The organism is Paenarthrobacter sp. PAE-2 (genome assembly GCF_026013155.1).
Taxonomy (GTDB): Bacteria; Actinomycetota; Actinomycetes; order Actinomycetales; family Micrococcaceae; genus Arthrobacter; species Arthrobacter ureafaciens.
This window is the reverse complement of record NZ_JAPDNV010000004.1, coordinates 124,453-142,269: the sequence shown is the minus strand read 5'-3', so window position 1 is coordinate 142,269 and position 17,817 is coordinate 124,453. Positions and strand designations below refer to the sequence as shown.

The window sequence follows — 17,817 nt, the reverse complement described above, 5'->3', positions numbered from 1 at the left end:
TGCGTCCTTCAGGATCAATTTTCCTCTCACAGGAGCATATCCAAATCCGAACAGATATTCGAACAACGCGACGGCGTGTCCCGACCCGGCATCGATCAGCAGGACTGGGTTACGCCTAACCGGTGGGTTTGATGTCCCTGCCAAGCCTGCGCTCGGGCGGCACGTCCTGCACGTCGCAAACTGCCAGCCAAACATCGCGGGGGTCGAAACCCGAGGCAAGGGCGTCCGTAGCGGTGCGGCCGCCAACTCCGGCCAGCACCAGGGATCCGGCAAGCACCCGGGAATATCCCGCCCCGAATTCGTCGTCCATCAACCGCCAGAAATCACTTGCCCTCACGGATAGAGTCTCTCATGTTGCCGGACCCTAGAATGGTTGCCATGAGCAATCCTCTCCCCCATGCACCGGCCACCGCCGTCCAACGCGACGAAGTGGATGATGCCCTTCAGCAGGTTGAGCACCAGCTGAGCTTGCTCTGGCGCCGCGCCCGTTCCATCTCACACCAGCTTTCCCGCCAGGTCCATCCGGACATGGAACCCGCCGCCTATGGACTGCTGACCATCATCCGCCGCGAGGGCCCCATCCGCCTGACAGACCTGGCCTCCTGCGTGGGTGTCGGCAAGCCTTCCGTGAGCCGCCAAATCGCCTTCCTGGAGAGCCTCGGGCTTGTCTATAAAGAGGCAGATCCGCAGGATGGCAGGGCCCAGTCCATCCGATTGACGGACAAGGGCGAAGAGAAGATGCACCAGGTGCAGGACGCCCGCCGGCAGGCTTTCCGCGAACGCCTGGGGACATGGCCGCTGGAGGACGTGCGGACCCTCGCCGAATACATGGAAAGGCTCAACGCCGTGTACGGAGAGGGGCTGATCAAGGAGGCCCCAGCTAGAGACGGCACTGCCAAAGACCCCGGGGACGCAGCGCAATAGCAGATCCGGCGGAACCGCTACCCGTGCCACCAACGCGAAAGGTCCCCAGCCAGTGGCTGGGGACCTTCGACGTACTAGGGGACGGTTACCGCGCTCCGGACAGCATGCCCTGGCCGAAGTCGTCGGTGAGATCGAGATCCCGACCGTAACGCTGGGAGAATTCCTGCGGAACCGTGTCCGGTACCGCAACTCCCTCTGCAACTGCGACGCGGTCGCTCACTTCGCGCAGCATGCTGGACAACGGTACGTCCAGTGCGGTGCAGATAGAAGACAGGAGCTCGGACGAAGCTTCCTTTTGGCCGCGTTCAACTTCACTCAAGTATCCGAGTGAAACGCGGGCGCTGTGCGAGACCTCGCGGAGGGTGCGGCCCTGACGCTGGCGGACATCGCGCAGTACATCACCGATTTCGTGGCGTAGTACGACCATTTTGCGCTCCTTCTGTTCGCTCTGTGCCTGATCAGCCAAGCCCACATCCTTCCAGCGGACAACGCCGTTCACGGATACGGGCTGCTTTACCATCTGTATCGCCTTGCTCCCTCGTTCTTCCGGTTCGCTGGTTGGCGGACCGGGTTGGTTTCTACATCCTAGGCGCCCCGACCATTTCGAAGCGACACAATGACACAACTATTGGCAATCAGTTTTTGTTCCCGACTACTTTACGAACGGTAACCATCCCCTTCCAACCCGCCAAGCAGCCTCGCCAACGCCGCAGCACAAGCTTGGTTCCTAATGGATTGCCTGTCCCCCCGGAACGAGTATTCAAACGCCCTCGATCCGGATTCCGTGGCGATTCCGATGAAGACCGTCCCCACGGCCTTGCCGTCATGGGCGTCCGGCCCTGCGACTCCGGTAGTGGAAATGCCGATGTCCGCCCCGCAGGCCCGACGGGCTCCCGTGGCCATTGCTGCCGCCACGTCTCCATCAACGGATCCAACGGCGTCGAGGAGATCCTGCGGGACGCCCAGGACCGACGCCTTCACGGAGTTCTGATAGGCGACTACACCGCCCTGCAGCATCCCCGATGCGCCGGGAGTATTCGCCAGGGCAGCGGCCACCATTCCGGCCGTCAGCGACTCTGCCGTGGCCACTGTCCGGTGCCGTTCGAGCGCCAGCCGGACAGCCGCCGTCGCGGTTTCCGCTGCGTCGGCACCTACGGCGGCGCTCACGCTTTCCGCCCGGCGGCCCGAAGCTTGAGAGCCTGGATGACATATTCGACGCCGGTCCAGAGCGTGATGGCCAGCGCAGCCATCATCACCCAGAACGCGACGTCGACGAGCCATGGGGCAATCGCTTTCAGGGGCATGGTGTACAGGAAGATGGCCACGGTCTGCACAACCGTCTTGAGTTTGCCTCCGCGGGAAGCGGGCATCACGCCGTACCTGATGACGAAGAACCGCAGCGCGGTAATACCCCACTCCCTGACCAGGATGAGGATGGTCACCCACCACGGCAGCTCCCCCAGGACGGAGAGCAAGACGAGCGCTGAACCGATCAGCAATTTATCCGCAATGGGATCGGCGATCTTGCCGAAATTGGTGATGAGGCCCCGCGCCCGGGCGATGTCGCCGTCGAGCTTGTCGGTATAGATCGCCACAGCGAAAGCCACGACGGCGGCCCACCGCCAGAGACCGTGCCGGCCATCGTCCGCGAGCAGGAACCACACGAAAAAGGGCACCAGCACGATGCGGAGCATGGTGAGGATATTGGGCAGGTTCCACACTTCGGAACCCCTAGACGTGGCGTTGTCGCCCTCGGCTGTAGTCACTTCTCTAGGCTACCGTCTGGACGTCAGCGGCCTGTGAGCGACCAAGCGTCTTCGCCGCCTTCGTCGTCATCGGAACCATCGGCCCCGTCGAAATAATCGATCGCCTGGGTGCGGTTGTCGAGGTCTGCGGCAACGACGTCCTCTGCATAGCCGCCGATCGCAATGTTGGCGTTGGCGTTATCGCTCAGGGCGGCAGTCTGGGCGTCGGGAGCCGCAGGGGCCTCCTGGCCCTTCATGGCAGCCAGCACGGCGGCGAGATCGTCCGGCTTGACCAGGACGTCCCGGGCCTTGGAGCCCTCGGAGGGGCCCACGACGCCGCGGGACTCCAGGAGGTCCATGAGGCGTCCGGCCTTGGCGAATCCGACGCGGAGCTTGCGCTGGAGCATGGACGTGGAACCAAACTGCGTGGTGACCACGAGTTCCGTGGCCTGCAGAAGGACTTCGAGATCGTCTCCGATGTCATCGTCAATCTGCTTTTTGGGAGCCTCGGCGGCAACGTCATCACGATAGACGGCCTGCAGCTGTCCCTTGACGTGTTCCACCACCTTGTGGATTTCCGATTCGGATACCCAGGCACCTTGGACACGCATGGCCTTGGAAGCGCCCATGGGCAGGAACAAGGCATCGCCTTGACCGATCAGCTTCTCTGCACCTGGCTGGTCCAGCACGACGCGGGAGTCGGTGACGGAGGACGTGGCAAAGGCCATTCGGGACGGGACGTTGGCCTTGATGAGGCCGGTGACGACGTCCACGGAAGGACGCTGGGTTGCCAGCACCAAGTGGATACCGGCCGCACGGGCCAACTGCGTAATGCGGACGATCGAATCTTCGACGTCACGCGGTGCCACCATCATGAGGTCCGCGAGTTCGTCCACGATCACCAGCAGGTACGGGTAGGGCTTGATGATCCGCTTGGAATCGACCGGTGGCGTGACCTTGCCCGCACGGACCGCCTTGTTGAAGTCGTCGATGTGCTTGTAGCCGTAATTCGCGAGGTCGTCATAGCGGGCATCCATTTCACGCACTACCCACTGCAAAGCCTCCGCAGCCTTCTTGGGGTTGGTGATGATGGGCGTGATCAGGTGGGGAACGCCTTCATAGGCGGTAAGTTCCACGCGTTTGGGGTCCACCATGACCATGCGGACTTCATCGGGAGTTGCACGCATCAGGATTGACGTGATCATGGAGTTCACGAAACTCGACTTGCCGGCGCCGGTGGCACCGGCAACCAGGAGGTGGGGCATTTTGGCGAGGTTGGCCACGACGTAGCCACCCTCGACGTCCTTGCCGACACCCATCACCATGGGATGGTCTGTCCGCCGCGCGTTCTGGCTCCGCAAAACGTCCCCCAGGGACACGGTTTCGCGGTCCGTGTTGGGGATTTCGATGCCGATGGCGGACTTGCCCGGAATGGGGCTCAGGATACGGACATCACTGGAAGCAACGGCATAGGAGATGTTCTTGGACAGCGCCGTAACGCGCTCCACCTTGGTTCCCGGGGACAGTTCGATCTCGTACCGGGTGACCGTGGGTCCACGGCTGAAGCCCGTCACCGTGGCGTCGACATTGAACTGGGTCAGGGTGTCCGTCAAGGCAGCAACGACGGCGTCGTTCGCTTCCGTGCGTTCCTTCGGTATGGACCCCGGCGTGAGGTAGTCGGAGGCAGGAAGCGTATAGGTGACATCTCCGGCCAAGGACAACTGTTCCGTGCGCTGCGGGATGGGAGTTTGGGGCAGCGGGGCTCCGGCGGGCTTGGCCGGAACCTGCGCCACGGGAGTTGTCATCTCCGGACTCAGCACGGGGATGGCCTCGGTGGGATTGTCGGCACCCGGGGTGGAGCCCGCGCCCGGCGCAGCGGCCAGGCCCTGTGCGGCTTTGATCTTTCCAACGGCGATTTCGGCCTGGGTAGGCCGCCGCACGCCCGGCGGGACGCGCGGGGCGGCATCGGCGGAAGATTCGTCGTCGTCCACGATGGCGTGCTCGAAGGCCTCGTCGCCCACGTAGCCTTCCAGGTGTGGATCTGCTTCCTGGTCCTTGCCGAAGAGGCGTGTGCGCTTCTTCTTGCCGGCTTTGGCCGGCTTGCCTTCTCCGTAGAGGTAGCTGCGGTCATGCGCTTCCTGGCTTGCCCGGGCTTCCTCCAGGTCCACGCCCATGAGGTGTTCGTAACCCGAGCGGATACGGGCAGGAATGGCCCCGAAGGGAGTGGCGGTCACAATCAGCACCGACACAAACGCGAGGAGGCTGTACAAGAGGACAGGTATGGCTACGTGGATGGCCGCCAGTGGTGAGGCAGCGAGGAAACCGACCATTCCGCCTGCGCGGCGGAGCCCGTCAAATCCTTCGCCCACGGAAGGCTGTCCCCCGATGACGTGCGCCAAGGCCGATCCCGCCAGCGTCATGACCAGGAAACCAATTCCCACACGGTTGTTTCCGCGGCCATCCTGCGGCTTCCGGAAAAGCCGGAACGCGCAAATGAAGAGCATCAGCGGCAGGAGCAGGGACATCCAGCCAAACGTGCCATTGACCACGCTGTAGACGATGTCCGGCAACCAGCCCGTCCATCCCCACCACGCGAAGGTCGCAACAGCAATACCCAGCACCAGGTTGAACAGGGCAGCGCCGTCCCGCCGGTCCTCGGGGTCAAGGTCGCTGACGTCCGAACCGATACGGCGCACTCCCGCGCCGACCACGTGTCCGATGCCCTGCCATGCACCGGACAGCATCCGGACCGGGAAAGGCGCTTGGGGTTCGACGCCGGACTGTTTGGTCCGCGTGGATCCGCTGCGGCTGCTTTTGGCCGCCGCGCTGGATTTGGTTGCAGCTGAGCCCCGGCCGCTACCGGTTTTACTGCTTGAGCTGCCTCGTGGCGTGGAGGAGGTACGGGTCGCCATACCTGCCACGCTACCGCAAGGGGGCCTGAAATCCGCGGATTTCAGGCCCCCTTGGGACTGCATGTTGCCTGCTGCCGGCTGCCTGGCGGCCTATGCCTCCAGGACCACGGGAATGATCATGGGACGCCGGCGCAGCTTGCGGTTCACCCATGTGCCGATAACCCTCCGGACCACCTGCTGCAGCTGGTGGTTGGTGTGGTCAGCGTGGTTCAGGACGGCTTCTTCCAGCGCGGCATTGATCTTCGGGATGATCTCGTCGAAGACGGAGTCATCCTCAGCCACACCGCGTGCATGGATTTCGGGACCGGAAACGATTTTGCCGGTGGTCCGGTTGATGACGGTGATGACGGAGATGAAGCCTTCATCGCCAAGAATGCGCCGGTCCTTCAGATCGGCATCCGTGATCTCGCCGACGCTCGAGCCGTCGACGTAGACCAAGCCAACCTCCACTTGTCCCACGACTTTTGCCTTCTGGTTCCTCAGGTCAATGACCGTGCCGTTGTCGCTGAGGATGACATTCTCCGTGGGGACGCCGGATGCCGCCGCAATATTTCCGTTGGCAATCAGATGGCGGGTTTCACCGTGGACGGGCATGGCGTTCAAGGGCTTGAGGATGTTGTAGCAGTACAGCAATTCGCCAGCGGCCGCGTGGCCCGAGACGTGCACCTTCGCGGTTCCCTTGTGAATGACCGCGGCCCCAAGCTTCAGCAGGCCATTGATGATGCGGAAGACAGCATTTTCGTTGCCCGGAATGAGGCTCGAAGCCAGGATGACGGTGTCGCCTTCGCCCACCTCAACGCGGTGATCGCCGTTGGCCATGCGCGACAACGCCGCCATGGGCTCCCCTTGAGAGCCTGTGGACATGAGGACCACACGGTTATCCGGCAGGTCATCGATGTTCTTGATGTCCACGAGGATTCCCGGCGGGACATCAAGATATCCGAGCTTGGCGGCGATAGCCATGTTGCGGACCATGGAACGGCCAACAAAAGCCACATTGCGGCCGTGTTTGGCGGCGGCGTCCAGGACCTGCTGTACCCGGTGGACGTGGGAGGAGAAGGATGCGACGATGATGCGCTTCTGCGCCTGGCCGAACAGCAGGTCCAGCGTGGGACCGATCTCCTTTTCGGCCGTGGTGAAGCCGGGAACATCGGCGTTGGTGGAGTCGGCCATGAAAAGGTCAACACCTTCTTCACCCAGGCGGGCGAAGTGACGCAGATCGGTGATCCGGCCGTCCAGCGGCAACTGGTCCATCTTGAAGTCGCCGGTGTGGAGCACAGTTCCGCCCTCGGTGCGGATGAACACTGCCAGGGCGTCGGGAATGGAGTGGTTGACCGCCACGAACTCGCATTCGAACGGGCCGAACTGTTCCACCTGCCCCTCGGTAACGGTGAGGGTGTAGGGCTTGATCCGGTGCTCCTGCAACTTCGCCTCCACCAAGGCAAGGGTCAGCTGGGAGCCAATGAGCGGGATATCGGCCTTGAGGCGGAGCAGATAGGGTACGGCGCCGATGTGGTCTTCGTGTCCGTGCGTCAGGACAACGCCGACGACGTCGTCCAAGCGGTCCTCGATGTAGGAAAAATCGGGCAGGATCAGGTCGACGCCGGGCTGTGTTTCTTCCGGGAAGAGGACACCGCAGTCAACCACCAGCAATTTGCCGCTGATTTCGAAGACCGCCATGTTGCGGCCAATCTCCCCCAGTCCACCGAGCGGAACGATCCGCAGCGTGCCGTGTGGCAGTTTGGGCGGAGTAACCAGTCCAGGAAGGGCGGTTTGGGTCATATTTTGCTTCTTTCCGGCGGAACCGTCCTAGACGTTGAAGTCCATTCCGGCCTCAGCCAAGTCCCCGCGGATGGTGTCGATCTCGGCCTGGTCCGGCTCCACGAGGGGCAAACGGACAACCGAGTTGGGCAGGACTCCCTGCCACTTGAGAATCTGCTTGGCGGCTACTGCGCCTTGGACCCGGGTCATGGTTGCGCGCACCACGGGCTCCAATTCAAAGTTGATGGTCCTCGCTGTCGCGAGGTCGTTCGCGTTCATGGCATCAATGAGCTCACGGAAGCGCCGGGTGGCCACATGCGTGGTGACGCCCACAAGGCCGGCAGCACCCATCGCCATCCACTGGAGGGTCAGGCCGTCATCGCCCGAGTAGAAGACGAGGTCCGTTTCAGCCATGACCCGGGTGGCGGCGGCGAAATCGGCCTTGGCGTCCTTCACGGCAACGATGTTCTGGTGCTGAGCCAGCGCGATCATGGTCTCGGGTGCGATGGCAATGGAGGATCGGCCCGGAATGTCATACAGCATGACGGGCAGGTCCGTGGAAGAAGCGATCGTCTCGAAATGCGCCCGCACGCCGGCCTGGCTGGGCTTGTTGTAGTAGGGAGTGACGATCAAAAGACCATCAACACCCAGCTGGGCGGCGCGCTGCGACAAATGCACCGAGTGTGCGGTGTCGTTGGTGCCGGTTCCTGCGATGATGGCGGCCTTGCCTCCAACGGCTTCCTTGACGGCACGGAACATGCCGAGGTTTTCCTCATCAGTGAGGGTTGAAGTCTCCCCCGTGGTGCCGGTGACCACGAGGCCGTCGCAACCGTCCTGTACGAGCTTTTCTGCCAGCGCTGCGGCTTGGTCGTAGTCGACCTTGCCATCCTCGGTGAACGGGGTGACCATGGCGGTCAGCAGGGTACCAAGAGCGGGAATGCGCGCGCGGGAGTCAGACATAGGAAAAACGTTACCCTGTCCCGCGCCGGTTACGGGAATGCGGCCCGCGTGATGGTCGTCATCACCGGACGTTGGGACTCGCGGGGGCTCCGGCCGCCTCCTCCGAACAGTAGCGCGATACGGCCAACTCCTTGAGGTGCTCAGCCCAGGTCACCAGCCGCTGGGTGGCCCGCACATATTCGAACAGCTCCAGTGGCGTCAGGGCGTCGAGGTCCGTCTCGGTCAACCTGCGCGCGAGTTCGGCGCCGGGAGCCTGTTCACCGAGCACCACACCCTCGTGGCGCCACTGCACATCCTCGGGCGGTTCGCCTGCCACGAGTTGCCTGAACAGGAAGTCCACCACTCCTGGACTCATGGCCTTCATGGGCCCGCGCATGCCGTCTGCGGATCGGGAAGCGTCGTTCATGCCGCCATATTATTCGAACATATATTCGAAAACAAGGCCTCGGCTTGGGGAGGCGTCATGGCACGTCCGGGGAGCTTTCGATAATTCAGGCCGCCGTCGGCCATGAGACGATCACTTCATGACTTCCCCGGACACGACGCCGAACAGCATGGCTTCGCCGGGCCGCAACTTCTCTCCGCGTCTCACGGGCATCGACGCGGCGCGCGGTGCCGCGCTTCTGGGCATGATGGCCACCCATCTCCTGCCGACCTTCGGACCTGCACCGGGTTGGGAACCAACATGGATCGGCCTGACCTTCTCCGGAAGGTCGTCAGCGTTGTTCGCGGTCCTCGCCGGAGTCGGTCTTGCCCTCGCCACGGGCAAACAGGCACCGCGCCGAGGAGCTGAGCTGGGTGCCGCCAGGAGTGGCGTAGCGCTGCGCGCGTTGGTGATCGCCGTCGTAGGGCTGGCGCTGGGCGGGCTGGAAGTCAACGTAGCCATCATTCTTGTGCACTATGCCGTCCTGTTCCTGTGCATCCTGCCGTTCCTTGGACTTGGCGTCCGGGCGCTGGGTGCGTGGGCGGCGGGATGGATACTGCTCTCCCCGGTCCTCGGCTACCTCGTCAGGCCGATGCTGCTTGAAGCAAACCCGCCCTTGCAGCTAGGGCACAACCCCAAGGTCGAAGACCTGCAGACCCCCGGGGCGCTCCTCGCAGACCTCTTCTTCACGGGTTACTACCCCGTGTGCCAGTGGATCTCGTACCTGCTGCTCGGTTTGCTGATCGGCAGGCTCGCGTTGTCCAAGCAGCGGGTGCAGGTCCTCTTGCTTACCGTCGGAACAGCCGTGGCCATCGTGTCGAAAGTCCTGGGCATCCTGGCCATGGAAGCCTGGGGTGGGCGGGCTGCCTTGAGTACGCTGCCGGGCGTCCGCGGCTACCCCTTGGAGAGCATGCTCCAAGTAAACCTGACGGGCCTGCGCCAAACGGACTCGTTGTGGTGGCTGGCCACCTCATCACCACACGCCGGAACCACGCTTGACCTGCTCCACACCGGCGGAACTGCCGCCGCGGCAATAGGTTTCTTCCTGCTGCTGGGCAGCTGGTCGGAAAGGATTGGCGTACGGTTCCTGCTGGTCCTCAGCGGTCCGGGAGCCATGACGCTGACGCTGTATTCGCTCCATGTGTGGGCGGTGTCCTGGTTTGTGGACCAGCCCCTTCCAAGCGGCTGGACGAACGAAAGCATGTACTGGGCGCAGGCACTCACAGTGATCGCCGTAGGTGCCGTCTTTGCACTGCTCCGCCGCCGCGGACCCTTGGAGTGGCTGGCCCACCAGGCCTCACGTCTGGGGAGCTACCGCCCGGCGGCCGTCGACTGATCGCGGAACAGTTTCACGGCGTCGCGCATCGATGCCCGGGCGCGCTTCCTGTCACCCGAAGCGTCATACGCACAACTGAGTCGGAACCATGAGCGCCAGTCCTCCGGGGCTGCCTCGGCCTCGGCCTTGTACTTTTCGAATTCAGCGTCCGCCGCGGAGCGGACGATCCTTCCGCCCGGAGTGCGCGGCAGGTTATCCACCGGAAGGCCGCCCTCGGCTTCGAGGACTTTGGCCATCTGTTCGGTCCGCGCACCGAAGAGCAGCTCGCGGATCAGCGCCCACGCACCAACCACGGGCAGGACGAGGTAGGCCGCACCTATCCCCTTGGCCACGGGGTTGGGGTCCCCCAGCAGCAACAACGAGCGTTGCAGGGAAACCACCAAGTACAGCACCAGCAGCAGGGTGATGGCGCCAACCCAGATCTTGGTCCTGTTGTTCTTGAGGGCGTGCCAGAAGTTCGACATGCTCCTAAAGCCCCAGGTCCAGGTACCCGTCAAGGCCCACAGTAAGGCCGGGGTGGGCAGCAACCTTGCGCAGGCCCAGCAGGACACCGGGCATGAAGGAGGCACGGTCAAAGGAGTCGTGACGCAAGGTCAGCTGCTCGCCGGGGCCGCCCAGGAGCACCTCCTGGTGTGCCACCAGGCCGCGCAGGCGGACGCTGTGCACTCGGACTCCGTCCACGTCGCATCCCCGGGCTCCCTCAAGGGCGGACTCCGTGGCGTCCGGGCTGGACGGCAGACCCGCTTCCTTGCGTGCCTCAGCGATCAACTGCGCTGTCCGTACTGCTGTTCCCGAGGGGGCATCCACCTTGTTGGGGTGGTGCAGCTCAATGATTTCCACCGATTCGAAGTACTTCGACGCCTTGGCGGCGAACGCAGATGCCAGTACCGACCCGAGGGCGAAGTTCGGAGCGATCAGGACGCCGGTGCCCCGCTGCTGCTCCAGCAATTCGCGCAGGGAGTCCAAGCGTGACGCGTCCCATCCCGTGGTTCCAACGACGGCGTGAATGCCGTGCTCGACGGCGAACCGGACGTTGGCTTCGGTGGTGTCGGGGACTGTCAGGTCCACGATGTACTGCGCTCCTGCCTCAAGCAGCCTCTCCAAGGAATCGCCGCGGCCAAGGGCGGCTACCAGCTTCATGTCCTCGGCTGCTTCAACAGCTTTGACGGCTTCGATTCCCATGCGCCCGCGGGCGCCAAGTACTGCTACGGCAAGTTGTTCGGTCATGGCATCAACACTACCGCCGGGGCCCGGACAGGACGGAACCGTTACCAGGCCGGCGAACGTCTGCCAGGCAGAGCCCCGGCTACTCCCCCGCGCCGACCCATTCCACGGTGCCGTCGCTGAAGAACTGTTCCTTCCAGATGGGCACCTGGGCCTTGATCCGGTCAACCAGCTCGGCGCAGACGGCAAAGGCCTGCCCACGGTGCGCGGCAGCCACGGCGCACACCAAGGCGGGGTCTCCGACTTCCAAGGAGCCCACGCGGTGCGCGGCCCAGATCCGGACGGGTTGTTGGGCCTCTCCGGAATGCTCGGCCACGAGCGCGGCCACTACCTCGGACATGGTGCGGTGGGCAGTGGGATGCGCACTGTAGCTCAAGCGGTCCACGGGTTTGCCGCCGTCGTGGTTGCGTACCACGCCGCTAAAGCTGACTACGGCCCCGGCCGTATCGGATTCGACGGCGGCTATAGCCTGGTCCACGGAGATCGGCTCGGCGCTGAGCACTGCACTGACAACTTCGAAGTCTGTTTCAGTGGCCATGGTTTCCTTCCAATTGTTCACAAAGGTGTCCGAGAAGCGGGTCCAGCACGGACAAACCGTCCATGACCCCTTTCGGCGAACCGGGGAGGTTGATGATGAAGGTCTTGCCGGCGGTCCCGGCATGGCCGCGGCTCAGCATGGCCATGGGTGTTTTTTCGCTGCCTGCACGCCTGATCCCTTCCATGATTCCCGGGATTTCGCGGTCCAGGAGTGGCAGGGTCATCTCGGGCGTATGGTCGTCCGGGCTGAGTCCCGTCCCGCCGCTGGTGATAATCACCGAGGGCCCTTGGGTCAGGAGCGCACGCAGCGCCGCGCCCACCGGCTCACCGTCCGGTACCACCATGGTCGGAAATACATCGAAGCCGTGCTCCGCCAGCCAATCCTGGATGACCGGGCCTGTCCCGTCACGGTAGGTTCCGGCCGCCGCTCGCGTGGAGGCGATCACGACGCCGGCCTTCCGGGGTCCGTGCGCGCCAGGCTCGCAGGCGCTCATGCCTGTCCTCCCGCGGAAGGGTTGGCAGCAGCCCCGGCGCTGGATATTGCAGCATCGGAAGTTCCAGTGACTCCCGGTTGGCCCCCAAGGCTCCAACTGCCGCTCTTGCCGCCGCTCTTGGCCAGCACATGGATGTCTGTGAGGACCGCGTGCTTGTCCACAGCCTTGATCATGTCGTAGACGCTCAACGCGGCCACCGAAGCAGCCGTCAGGGCTTCCATCTCGACTCCGGTCACGCCCCGGGTCTTGACCGTGGCGAGGATTTGGACAGCATCCCGCCCCAGTTCAAAATCCACGGTGACTTTGGAGATGGGCAGCGGATGGCACAACGGAATGAGCTCGGGAGTCTTCTTGGCTGCCATGATTCCGGCGACGCGTGCAACCGCCAGGGCATCGCCCTTGGGCAGTTCGCCCGCACCAAGGAGGGCAAGAACCTCGGGCGTGCTCCGCACTGTTGCTGCGGCTGTGGCCTCGCGGGTGGTGACAGCTTTGTCAGAGACATCAACCATCTGGGCCGTACCGTCCTGGCGCAGGTGTGTCAGGCCACCGGATTCATGGGAAGTTTGGTTCACAGCACCCATACTTCCACTTCGTCTCCTGCTTGTAATTCCGTGACGTCGACGGGCACCTGGATCAATGCGTTGGAGCGGGCCAGCGCATGGACGAGGTGCGAACCAGCGCCGCCTTCAAGACGGACTACACCGTTTTCGATGATCCCGCGCCGCACTTGGTGCTTTCCTTTGGGCGAGGTCAACGGTTCGGCGAGACGTGCCGGCAGCATCTGCCTGGGCCTCGGCGCACCGAGGACTTCCGATAGCGCAGGCCGGAGGAACATTTCGAACGACACGAGGCAACTGACGGGGTTCCCGGGAAAGCCCAGGAAAGGGACGTCGTTGAACGTTCCGATTCCCTGCGGCCCGCCCGGCTGCATGGCCACGGGCACGAATTCGACGTCTTCGCCTGCCATTGCCTGGCGCACCACCTCGTACGCGCCTTTGCTGACCCCGCCGGTAGTGACCACAAGATCCACGGCACTTCCGTTGTCCGTGTGCTTCCGCAGGACATCGAGCAGCCCGGCAGGATCGTCGTCGGAGATTCCGTTCCGCACCACCTCAAGCCCAGCCTGGCGCATGGACGCCTCCAGAAGCGTTCCGTTGGAGTCGTAGATTTTGCCCGTCACCAGCGGATTCCCGGGTTCTACGACCTCATCGCCGGTGGTGACCAGCAGTACCCGCAGGGGACGACGCACTTCCACACTCGTCAGACCGAGCGCCGCCAGCAAGCCCAGTTGCGCCGGCCCCAGTGATGTCCCGGCTGCCAACGCCAAGGCACCTTCTGCGATGTCGCTTCCGGCATCCCGGATGAAGGTCCCGGGAGCCGTGGCAGGAAGCCGGACCAGCGCATCAACCGCGCCGGCGGCAGGAAACACTGAAGGAACCGCCCGCTCGATCGGGACGACGGCGTCTGCCCCCTGGGGAAGCATGGCGCCGGTCATGATGGGAACGGCAAAGCCACGTTTCAGTGCCGCAGGCCCGGCACCGGCCGGAACCGGCGCGCCCACCCTGAGCTCCGCGCCGCCGTCGGGGATATCCGCCGCGAAAACGGCAAAACCGTCCATCTGGGAGTTGGCGAACGGCGGCAGCGACACCGGTGCCCGCAGGTCTGCTGCGAGCGCTCTTCCTAGGGCATCCAGCAGCGGCAGTTCCTCGGTGCCTTTCCGGGCTGCTTGCCTGGCGAGCAGTTCCACGACGGCGCCGCGGTGGGCAGCAACGGATCTTGGCACGGGCGTCCTCCTGTGTTCAGGGTCATTCTCAGGTCCGTACGATCCGGACCTACCCAGCGTAGGGCCTCAGGCGACCTTCACGTTGATGGTGTGGTAACCCGTGGCGCCGTCGGGAGCTACGGACGAGCGCTTCTCGACCTGCGGTTCGCCGGCGGAGTCCGTCGCCCGGACCTGCACCTCGTAGTCGCCGGGGGCGAGGTCCAAGGCCAATTTCCACTGGTACCAGGTGTCGGCGGAGATCCCGGGAGCAAGCTCAGCCACTTTCCAGTCCCCGCGGTTGACACGCAATTCCACCCGGCTGACGCCCCGGTGCTGGGCCCAGGCGACCCCGCCGAACTGTACAGTCCCTGCTGTGGTGGTCCGCCCGCTGCGTGGCACATCGATCCGCGACTGGGTTTTGATGGGACCCCGGTCGCTCCACCCGCGTGTTGTCCAATAGGCTTTTTCGTCCCCGAAGCGTGTGACCTTCAATTCGGTGACCCACTTGGTTGCGGAGACGAATCCGTACAGGCCAGGGACCACCAGGCGAACCGGGAATCCGTGTTCGAGGGGCAGCGGTTCGCCGTTCATGCCCACGGCGAGGAGGGCATCCCTGTCATCGGTGAGCGCTTCAAGCGGCGTGCCGGCAGTCCACCCGTCGTTGCTCGTGGACAGGACCATGTCCGCCCCCGGTTTTGGAACGGCGAGCGCCAGCAGCTCCCTGACGGGCCAACCGAGCCAGAGCGCGTTGCCAATCAGGTCCCCGCCCACCTCGTTGGATACGCAGGCGATGGTGATGTGCCGCTCCGTCATGGGTTTGGCGAGGAGGGTCGCAAAGTCGATCTCGATCTCGCGTTCAACGAGCCCTGTGACTTTGAGCTTCCAAGACGGCGGGTCAATGGCCGGTATGGTCAGTGCGGTGTCGATCCTGTAGAAGTCGGGGTTCGGCGTGACCAAGGCGCTGATGCCCTCCACCGGGAGCGAGGCCCCGGCTGGAATCGTTTGCGGCGTTGTGGCGGGCCTCGGGAGGGTCATGGACCCGCGGAACCCGGACGCGACGGCGGTCGCCCGGGTAAGGACGGCCGTCACCGCTCCGGCGGCTACTGCTGCCATGGACCAGCCGCCCAAGGCGTTGAGGAAGCTGCGGCGGGCCAGGGATGTGCGGGGCGCAGCCTCCACCGGCCGGTCCCACGCGTCCAAGCGGCGGATCAACGCCCGGAGCACCAGCATGGTCACGACGGCCGCAAGCACAGGGGCGAAAGCCGCCGGCGGGGTGGACTGCGCCCGGGTCAGGACGGCCGTCAATCCGACGACGCCGGCCAGCCCCGCCAGTGCGAGTCCCCACCCGGTCCGCCGGCGTTCGAGCACCCCGGCGGCAGCGGCCAGGATGGCAGCACACACGACGATGGACACCACCAGCACGATCTTGTCCGCCGTGCCGAAAAGCCGGATGACCACGTCCTTGACGACCGGCGGTACCGCGTCGATGACCGCTCCCCCAAGGGCCGTGACCGGTGAGACGAGCGGGCTGAGAAATGCTGCCGTCACCTCGCCTGCCGCGATGCCTGCTCCGCCGGAGACCACGCCGGCGCACGCGGCCCACCACGCACTGTTGCCGACGGCGGCCCGGCCCTTCACGGCGTCGCGCCCTTTCATAGTGCCCGGCCCTTTCGTGGTGTCCGTTACTTTCATGGTGTCCCTCCCTGGTGTGCGCCGGCTCCAGCGGACTCTCCTGCCGGCAGGGCCAGCGCAAAGCGGCAACCGCCGTCGACGTTCTGCACCTGGACCGTTCCGCCGTGCGCCTTGACGATTCCGGCAACCATGCTCAGCCCGATCCCCGCGCCGCTGTACATACCCTGGAGCCCCGCCGGCGCGCCACGTGATGGGTCCCTCTGCCACCCGGTTTCGAACAAGTGCGGGATGTCCTCCTCCGGAATCCCGCCGCATTGGTCCTGGACAGCCACTACGGCGTATCCGTCCTCGCGCCCTACCGAGACGTGGACCTCCGTGCCGCTGCCCGTGTAGATGACCGCGTTATGCAGCACGTTACGCAAGGCCCGGGCCAGGCTGGGACCGTCAGCCACTGCCATGCACTCCCGGTCGCCGCCGCCGTCGAGGGTCACACCGCGGCCGGCGGCCAAGGGCGCGAGATCGGAAAGCGCATCGCTCACGAGGTCGTAAAGGTCAAGGGCTTCGGCCCGCAACTGGAGTGACCCTGCCTGGATTTTGGAAAGCTCCAGGAGGTCGTTGACCATCGCCGTCATTTGTTCTGTTTGTCCGATGATCTTCCGGTAGTAACCCGGTACGTCGGCGGCCATGCCATCCTCGAGTGCTTCGGTCATGGCACGGATACCTGCCAGCGGCGTCCGGAGGTCATGCGAAATCCAGGAAACCAGCTCCCGGCGCGCAGCCTCCACGGCCGCTTCCCGGCGCCGTGATTCGGCCAGGCTTCGGCTGCTCGCTTCCAGCTCTTGTGCCAGCCGGGCGAGTTCGGAGGTCATGGCCGGAGCAGCGCGCTCCGCGCCATCCCCTGCTTCCAACGTTTCACCCCGTCCAATCCTCCGCGCGGCCTCCACCAGGCGCGAGGCATTCCTGGAAACCCCGACTCCGAGCATCAAGGACAGCACCACCGCAACCACCGAGGCCACGGCCAGGATGTACCAAATGATTTCGAGGTCCCTTGCCGAGATGACCATGGCGTTGAACGCGCTGACCATGCCGGCCACCAGGACTGCCACGGTGCCCACCACCACCAGGCAGATCTGCGCCAGTACAGACGCACGGCGCAGGAGCCGGAGCAGGAAGAGCGTGAAAGCGCCAATAACCAATGCCCACAGGAGCACCCAGCCAAGGATGGTGGCCAGTTCAGTGCCCTGCATGCCCGGCTCCTGAATCGAACCGGTAGCCAACTCCCCATACGGTCTTCAAGAGTTCAGGCTTGGTGGGATTCTCCTCGATCTTCTCGCGCAACCGGCGCACATGGACCGTCACTGTGGAGAGGTCGCCGAAGTCCCAGCCCCACACCGCTTTGATGAGTTCCTCCCGGCTGAACACCTGGTTGGGCCGCCGCAGGAGGAACGCCAGGAGGTCGAACTCACGCACGGTCAAGGTCAAGGCCGCGCCGTGATGGGTGACTGTGCGGGACGCAGGATCCAGCACGAAGCCGGCCAACTCCACGGTCGGCTCAGGAGAGTACTCCTTGATGCTGCGCCGCAGCACGGACTTGACCCTCAGGACCAGTTCGCGGGGTGAAAAGGGTTTCGTGACGTAATCGTCGGCACCCATCTCCAATCCCAGGATCCGATCGTCCTCGGTTCCCAAAGCGGTAAGCATGATCACCGGTACGCTCATGGCCACCCTCAAGCGGCGGCACACTTCCACACCGTCCAGCCCGGGGAGCATGCGGTCCAGGAGCACCAGGTCGGGCTGACGCTCCGCCGCCAGCTTAAGGGCCGTGAAACCGTCAGCGGCGAGGTCTACCTGGAAGCCGGCCCGGGTCAGGTAATCCCGCACGACGCCGGCGATTGTTTCCTCGTCCTCGACCAGGAGGATCCGGCGGTTGCCGGGCTCCGCCTCGGGTGTTGCCGCATTTGTGCTCACATTTTCAGCATAGGTTCGCCGGACCCTCCCAGCACGGGAATTGGGTCCCTGGGGCCAAAGCGTAGGGATTTTGTAAGAACTGGCAAGGTGGCTTGAGCGCTTCCGGAGAGTCCGCTGAGTGGAACTGGTGTCACGCAT

Annotated in this window: 19 protein-coding genes; 2 read left to right on the top strand and 17 right to left on the bottom strand. The window is 64.3% G+C overall.

The annotated features are described in order from the left end of the window. Positions 1-115 precede the first annotated feature (115 nt). Positions 116-337: a DUF3046 domain-containing protein gene (locus OCL88_RS03800; protein WP_043426191.1), complete on the bottom strand. Its 222-nt coding sequence runs from the start codon at positions 335-337 to the stop codon at positions 116-118. Between the two features lie 41 nt (positions 338-378). Here OCL88_RS03800 and OCL88_RS03795 point away from each other — a divergent pair, with 41 nt between their 5' ends. Then, positions 379-924: a MarR family winged helix-turn-helix transcriptional regulator gene (locus OCL88_RS03795; protein ID WP_264961676.1), complete on the top strand. Its 546-nt coding sequence runs from the start codon at positions 379-381 to the stop codon at positions 922-924. 85 nt (positions 925-1,009) lie between these two features. Here the strand turns inward: OCL88_RS03795 and OCL88_RS03790 are convergent, their stop codons facing one another. The 7 genes from OCL88_RS03790 to OCL88_RS03760 form a co-directional block, all read right to left on the bottom strand. Next, positions 1,010-1,444 carry a helix-turn-helix domain-containing protein gene (locus OCL88_RS03790; RefSeq protein ID WP_021472656.1) on the bottom strand — a complete coding sequence of 145 codons (435 nt, stop codon included), beginning with the start codon at positions 1,442-1,444 and terminating at the stop codon, positions 1,010-1,012. A 137-nt stretch (positions 1,445-1,581) separates the two neighbouring features. Then, positions 1,582-2,091, bottom strand: coding sequence for a CinA family protein (locus OCL88_RS03785; RefSeq protein WP_264961675.1), 510 nt, complete (start codon positions 2,089-2,091; stop codon positions 1,582-1,584). Beyond that, the gene (gene pgsA, locus OCL88_RS03780; protein ID WP_031216628.1) at positions 2,088-2,690 is read right to left on the bottom strand and encodes a CDP-diacylglycerol--glycerol-3-phosphate 3-phosphatidyltransferase; all 603 of its coding nucleotides are present in this window, start codon (positions 2,688-2,690) and stop codon (positions 2,088-2,090) included. Before pgsA ends, OCL88_RS03785 begins: the two co-directional genes overlap by 4 nt. 23 nt (positions 2,691-2,713) lie before the next feature. Then, a complete protein-coding gene (locus tag OCL88_RS03775) occupies positions 2,714-5,581 on the bottom strand; it encodes an FtsK/SpoIIIE family DNA translocase (protein ID WP_264961674.1) in 2,868 nt (955 codons plus the stop codon). Positions 5,582-5,671: 90 nt separating this feature from the next. Further along, positions 5,672-7,363 carry a ribonuclease J gene (locus tag OCL88_RS03770; protein WP_264961673.1) on the bottom strand — a complete coding sequence of 564 codons (1,692 nt, stop codon included), beginning with the start codon at positions 7,361-7,363 and terminating at the stop codon, positions 5,672-5,674. A gap of 27 nt (positions 7,364-7,390) precedes the next feature. After that, positions 7,391-8,302 (bottom strand): 4-hydroxy-tetrahydrodipicolinate synthase, encoded by a 912-nt coding sequence (gene dapA / locus OCL88_RS03765; protein WP_021472651.1) that lies wholly within the window; start codon positions 8,300-8,302, stop codon positions 7,391-7,393. 61 nt (positions 8,303-8,363) lie between these two features. Continuing rightward, a complete protein-coding gene (locus tag OCL88_RS03760; protein WP_166184000.1) occupies positions 8,364-8,708 on the bottom strand; it encodes a hypothetical protein in 345 nt (114 codons plus the stop codon). A gap of 118 nt (positions 8,709-8,826) precedes the next feature. Between OCL88_RS03760 and OCL88_RS03755 the strand changes: the two genes are divergently transcribed. Then, positions 8,827-10,062 carry a DUF1624 domain-containing protein gene (locus OCL88_RS03755; protein WP_264961672.1) on the top strand — a complete coding sequence of 412 codons (1,236 nt, stop codon included), beginning with the start codon at positions 8,827-8,829 and terminating at the stop codon, positions 10,060-10,062. Here the strand turns inward: OCL88_RS03755 and OCL88_RS03750 are convergent. The 9 genes from OCL88_RS03750 to OCL88_RS03710 form a co-directional block, all read right to left on the bottom strand. Further along, on the bottom strand, positions 10,038-10,526 hold the full coding sequence (locus OCL88_RS03750; protein ID WP_264961670.1) for a hypothetical protein: 489 nt from the start codon (positions 10,524-10,526) through the stop codon (positions 10,038-10,040). The two genes, OCL88_RS03755 and OCL88_RS03750, sit on opposite strands and share 25 nt — an antisense overlap. Before the next feature lie 4 nt (positions 10,527-10,530). After that, a complete protein-coding gene (gene dapB / locus OCL88_RS03745) occupies positions 10,531-11,289 on the bottom strand; it encodes a 4-hydroxy-tetrahydrodipicolinate reductase (RefSeq protein WP_264961669.1) in 759 nt (252 codons plus the stop codon). Positions 11,290-11,368: 79 nt separating this feature from the next. Beyond that, complete coding sequence (locus tag OCL88_RS03740; protein ID WP_021472646.1) at positions 11,369-11,824, bottom strand: molybdenum cofactor biosynthesis protein MoaE; 456 nt, start codon at positions 11,822-11,824, stop codon at positions 11,369-11,371. After that, a complete protein-coding gene (locus OCL88_RS03735) occupies positions 11,814-12,317 on the bottom strand; it encodes a MogA/MoaB family molybdenum cofactor biosynthesis protein (RefSeq protein WP_021472645.1) in 504 nt (167 codons plus the stop codon). Before OCL88_RS03735 ends, OCL88_RS03740 begins: the two co-directional genes overlap by 11 nt. Then, positions 12,314-12,898: a cyclic pyranopterin monophosphate synthase MoaC gene (gene moaC / locus OCL88_RS03730; RefSeq protein WP_264961668.1), complete on the bottom strand. Its 585-nt coding sequence runs from the start codon at positions 12,896-12,898 to the stop codon at positions 12,314-12,316. Before moaC ends, OCL88_RS03735 begins: the two co-directional genes overlap by 4 nt. Next, on the bottom strand, positions 12,886-14,100 hold the full coding sequence (gene glp / locus OCL88_RS03725; RefSeq protein ID WP_264961667.1) for a gephyrin-like molybdotransferase Glp: 1,215 nt from the start codon (positions 14,098-14,100) through the stop codon (positions 12,886-12,888). The genes moaC and glp overlap by 13 nt, the downstream gene beginning before the upstream one ends. A gap of 66 nt (positions 14,101-14,166) precedes the next feature. Beyond that, positions 14,167-15,771 (bottom strand): molybdopterin-dependent oxidoreductase, encoded by a 1,605-nt coding sequence (locus tag OCL88_RS03720; protein ID WP_410868069.1) that lies wholly within the window; start codon positions 15,769-15,771, stop codon positions 14,167-14,169. Then, on the bottom strand, positions 15,768-16,958 hold the full coding sequence (locus tag OCL88_RS03715; RefSeq protein WP_264961666.1) for a sensor histidine kinase: 1,191 nt from the start codon (positions 16,956-16,958) through the stop codon (positions 15,768-15,770). The genes OCL88_RS03720 and OCL88_RS03715 overlap by 4 nt, the downstream gene beginning before the upstream one ends. Further along, a complete protein-coding gene (locus OCL88_RS03710) occupies positions 16,945-17,679 on the bottom strand; it encodes a response regulator transcription factor (RefSeq protein ID WP_264961665.1) in 735 nt (244 codons plus the stop codon). The genes OCL88_RS03715 and OCL88_RS03710 overlap by 14 nt, the downstream gene beginning before the upstream one ends. Between the last annotated feature and the right edge of the window lie 138 nt (positions 17,680-17,817).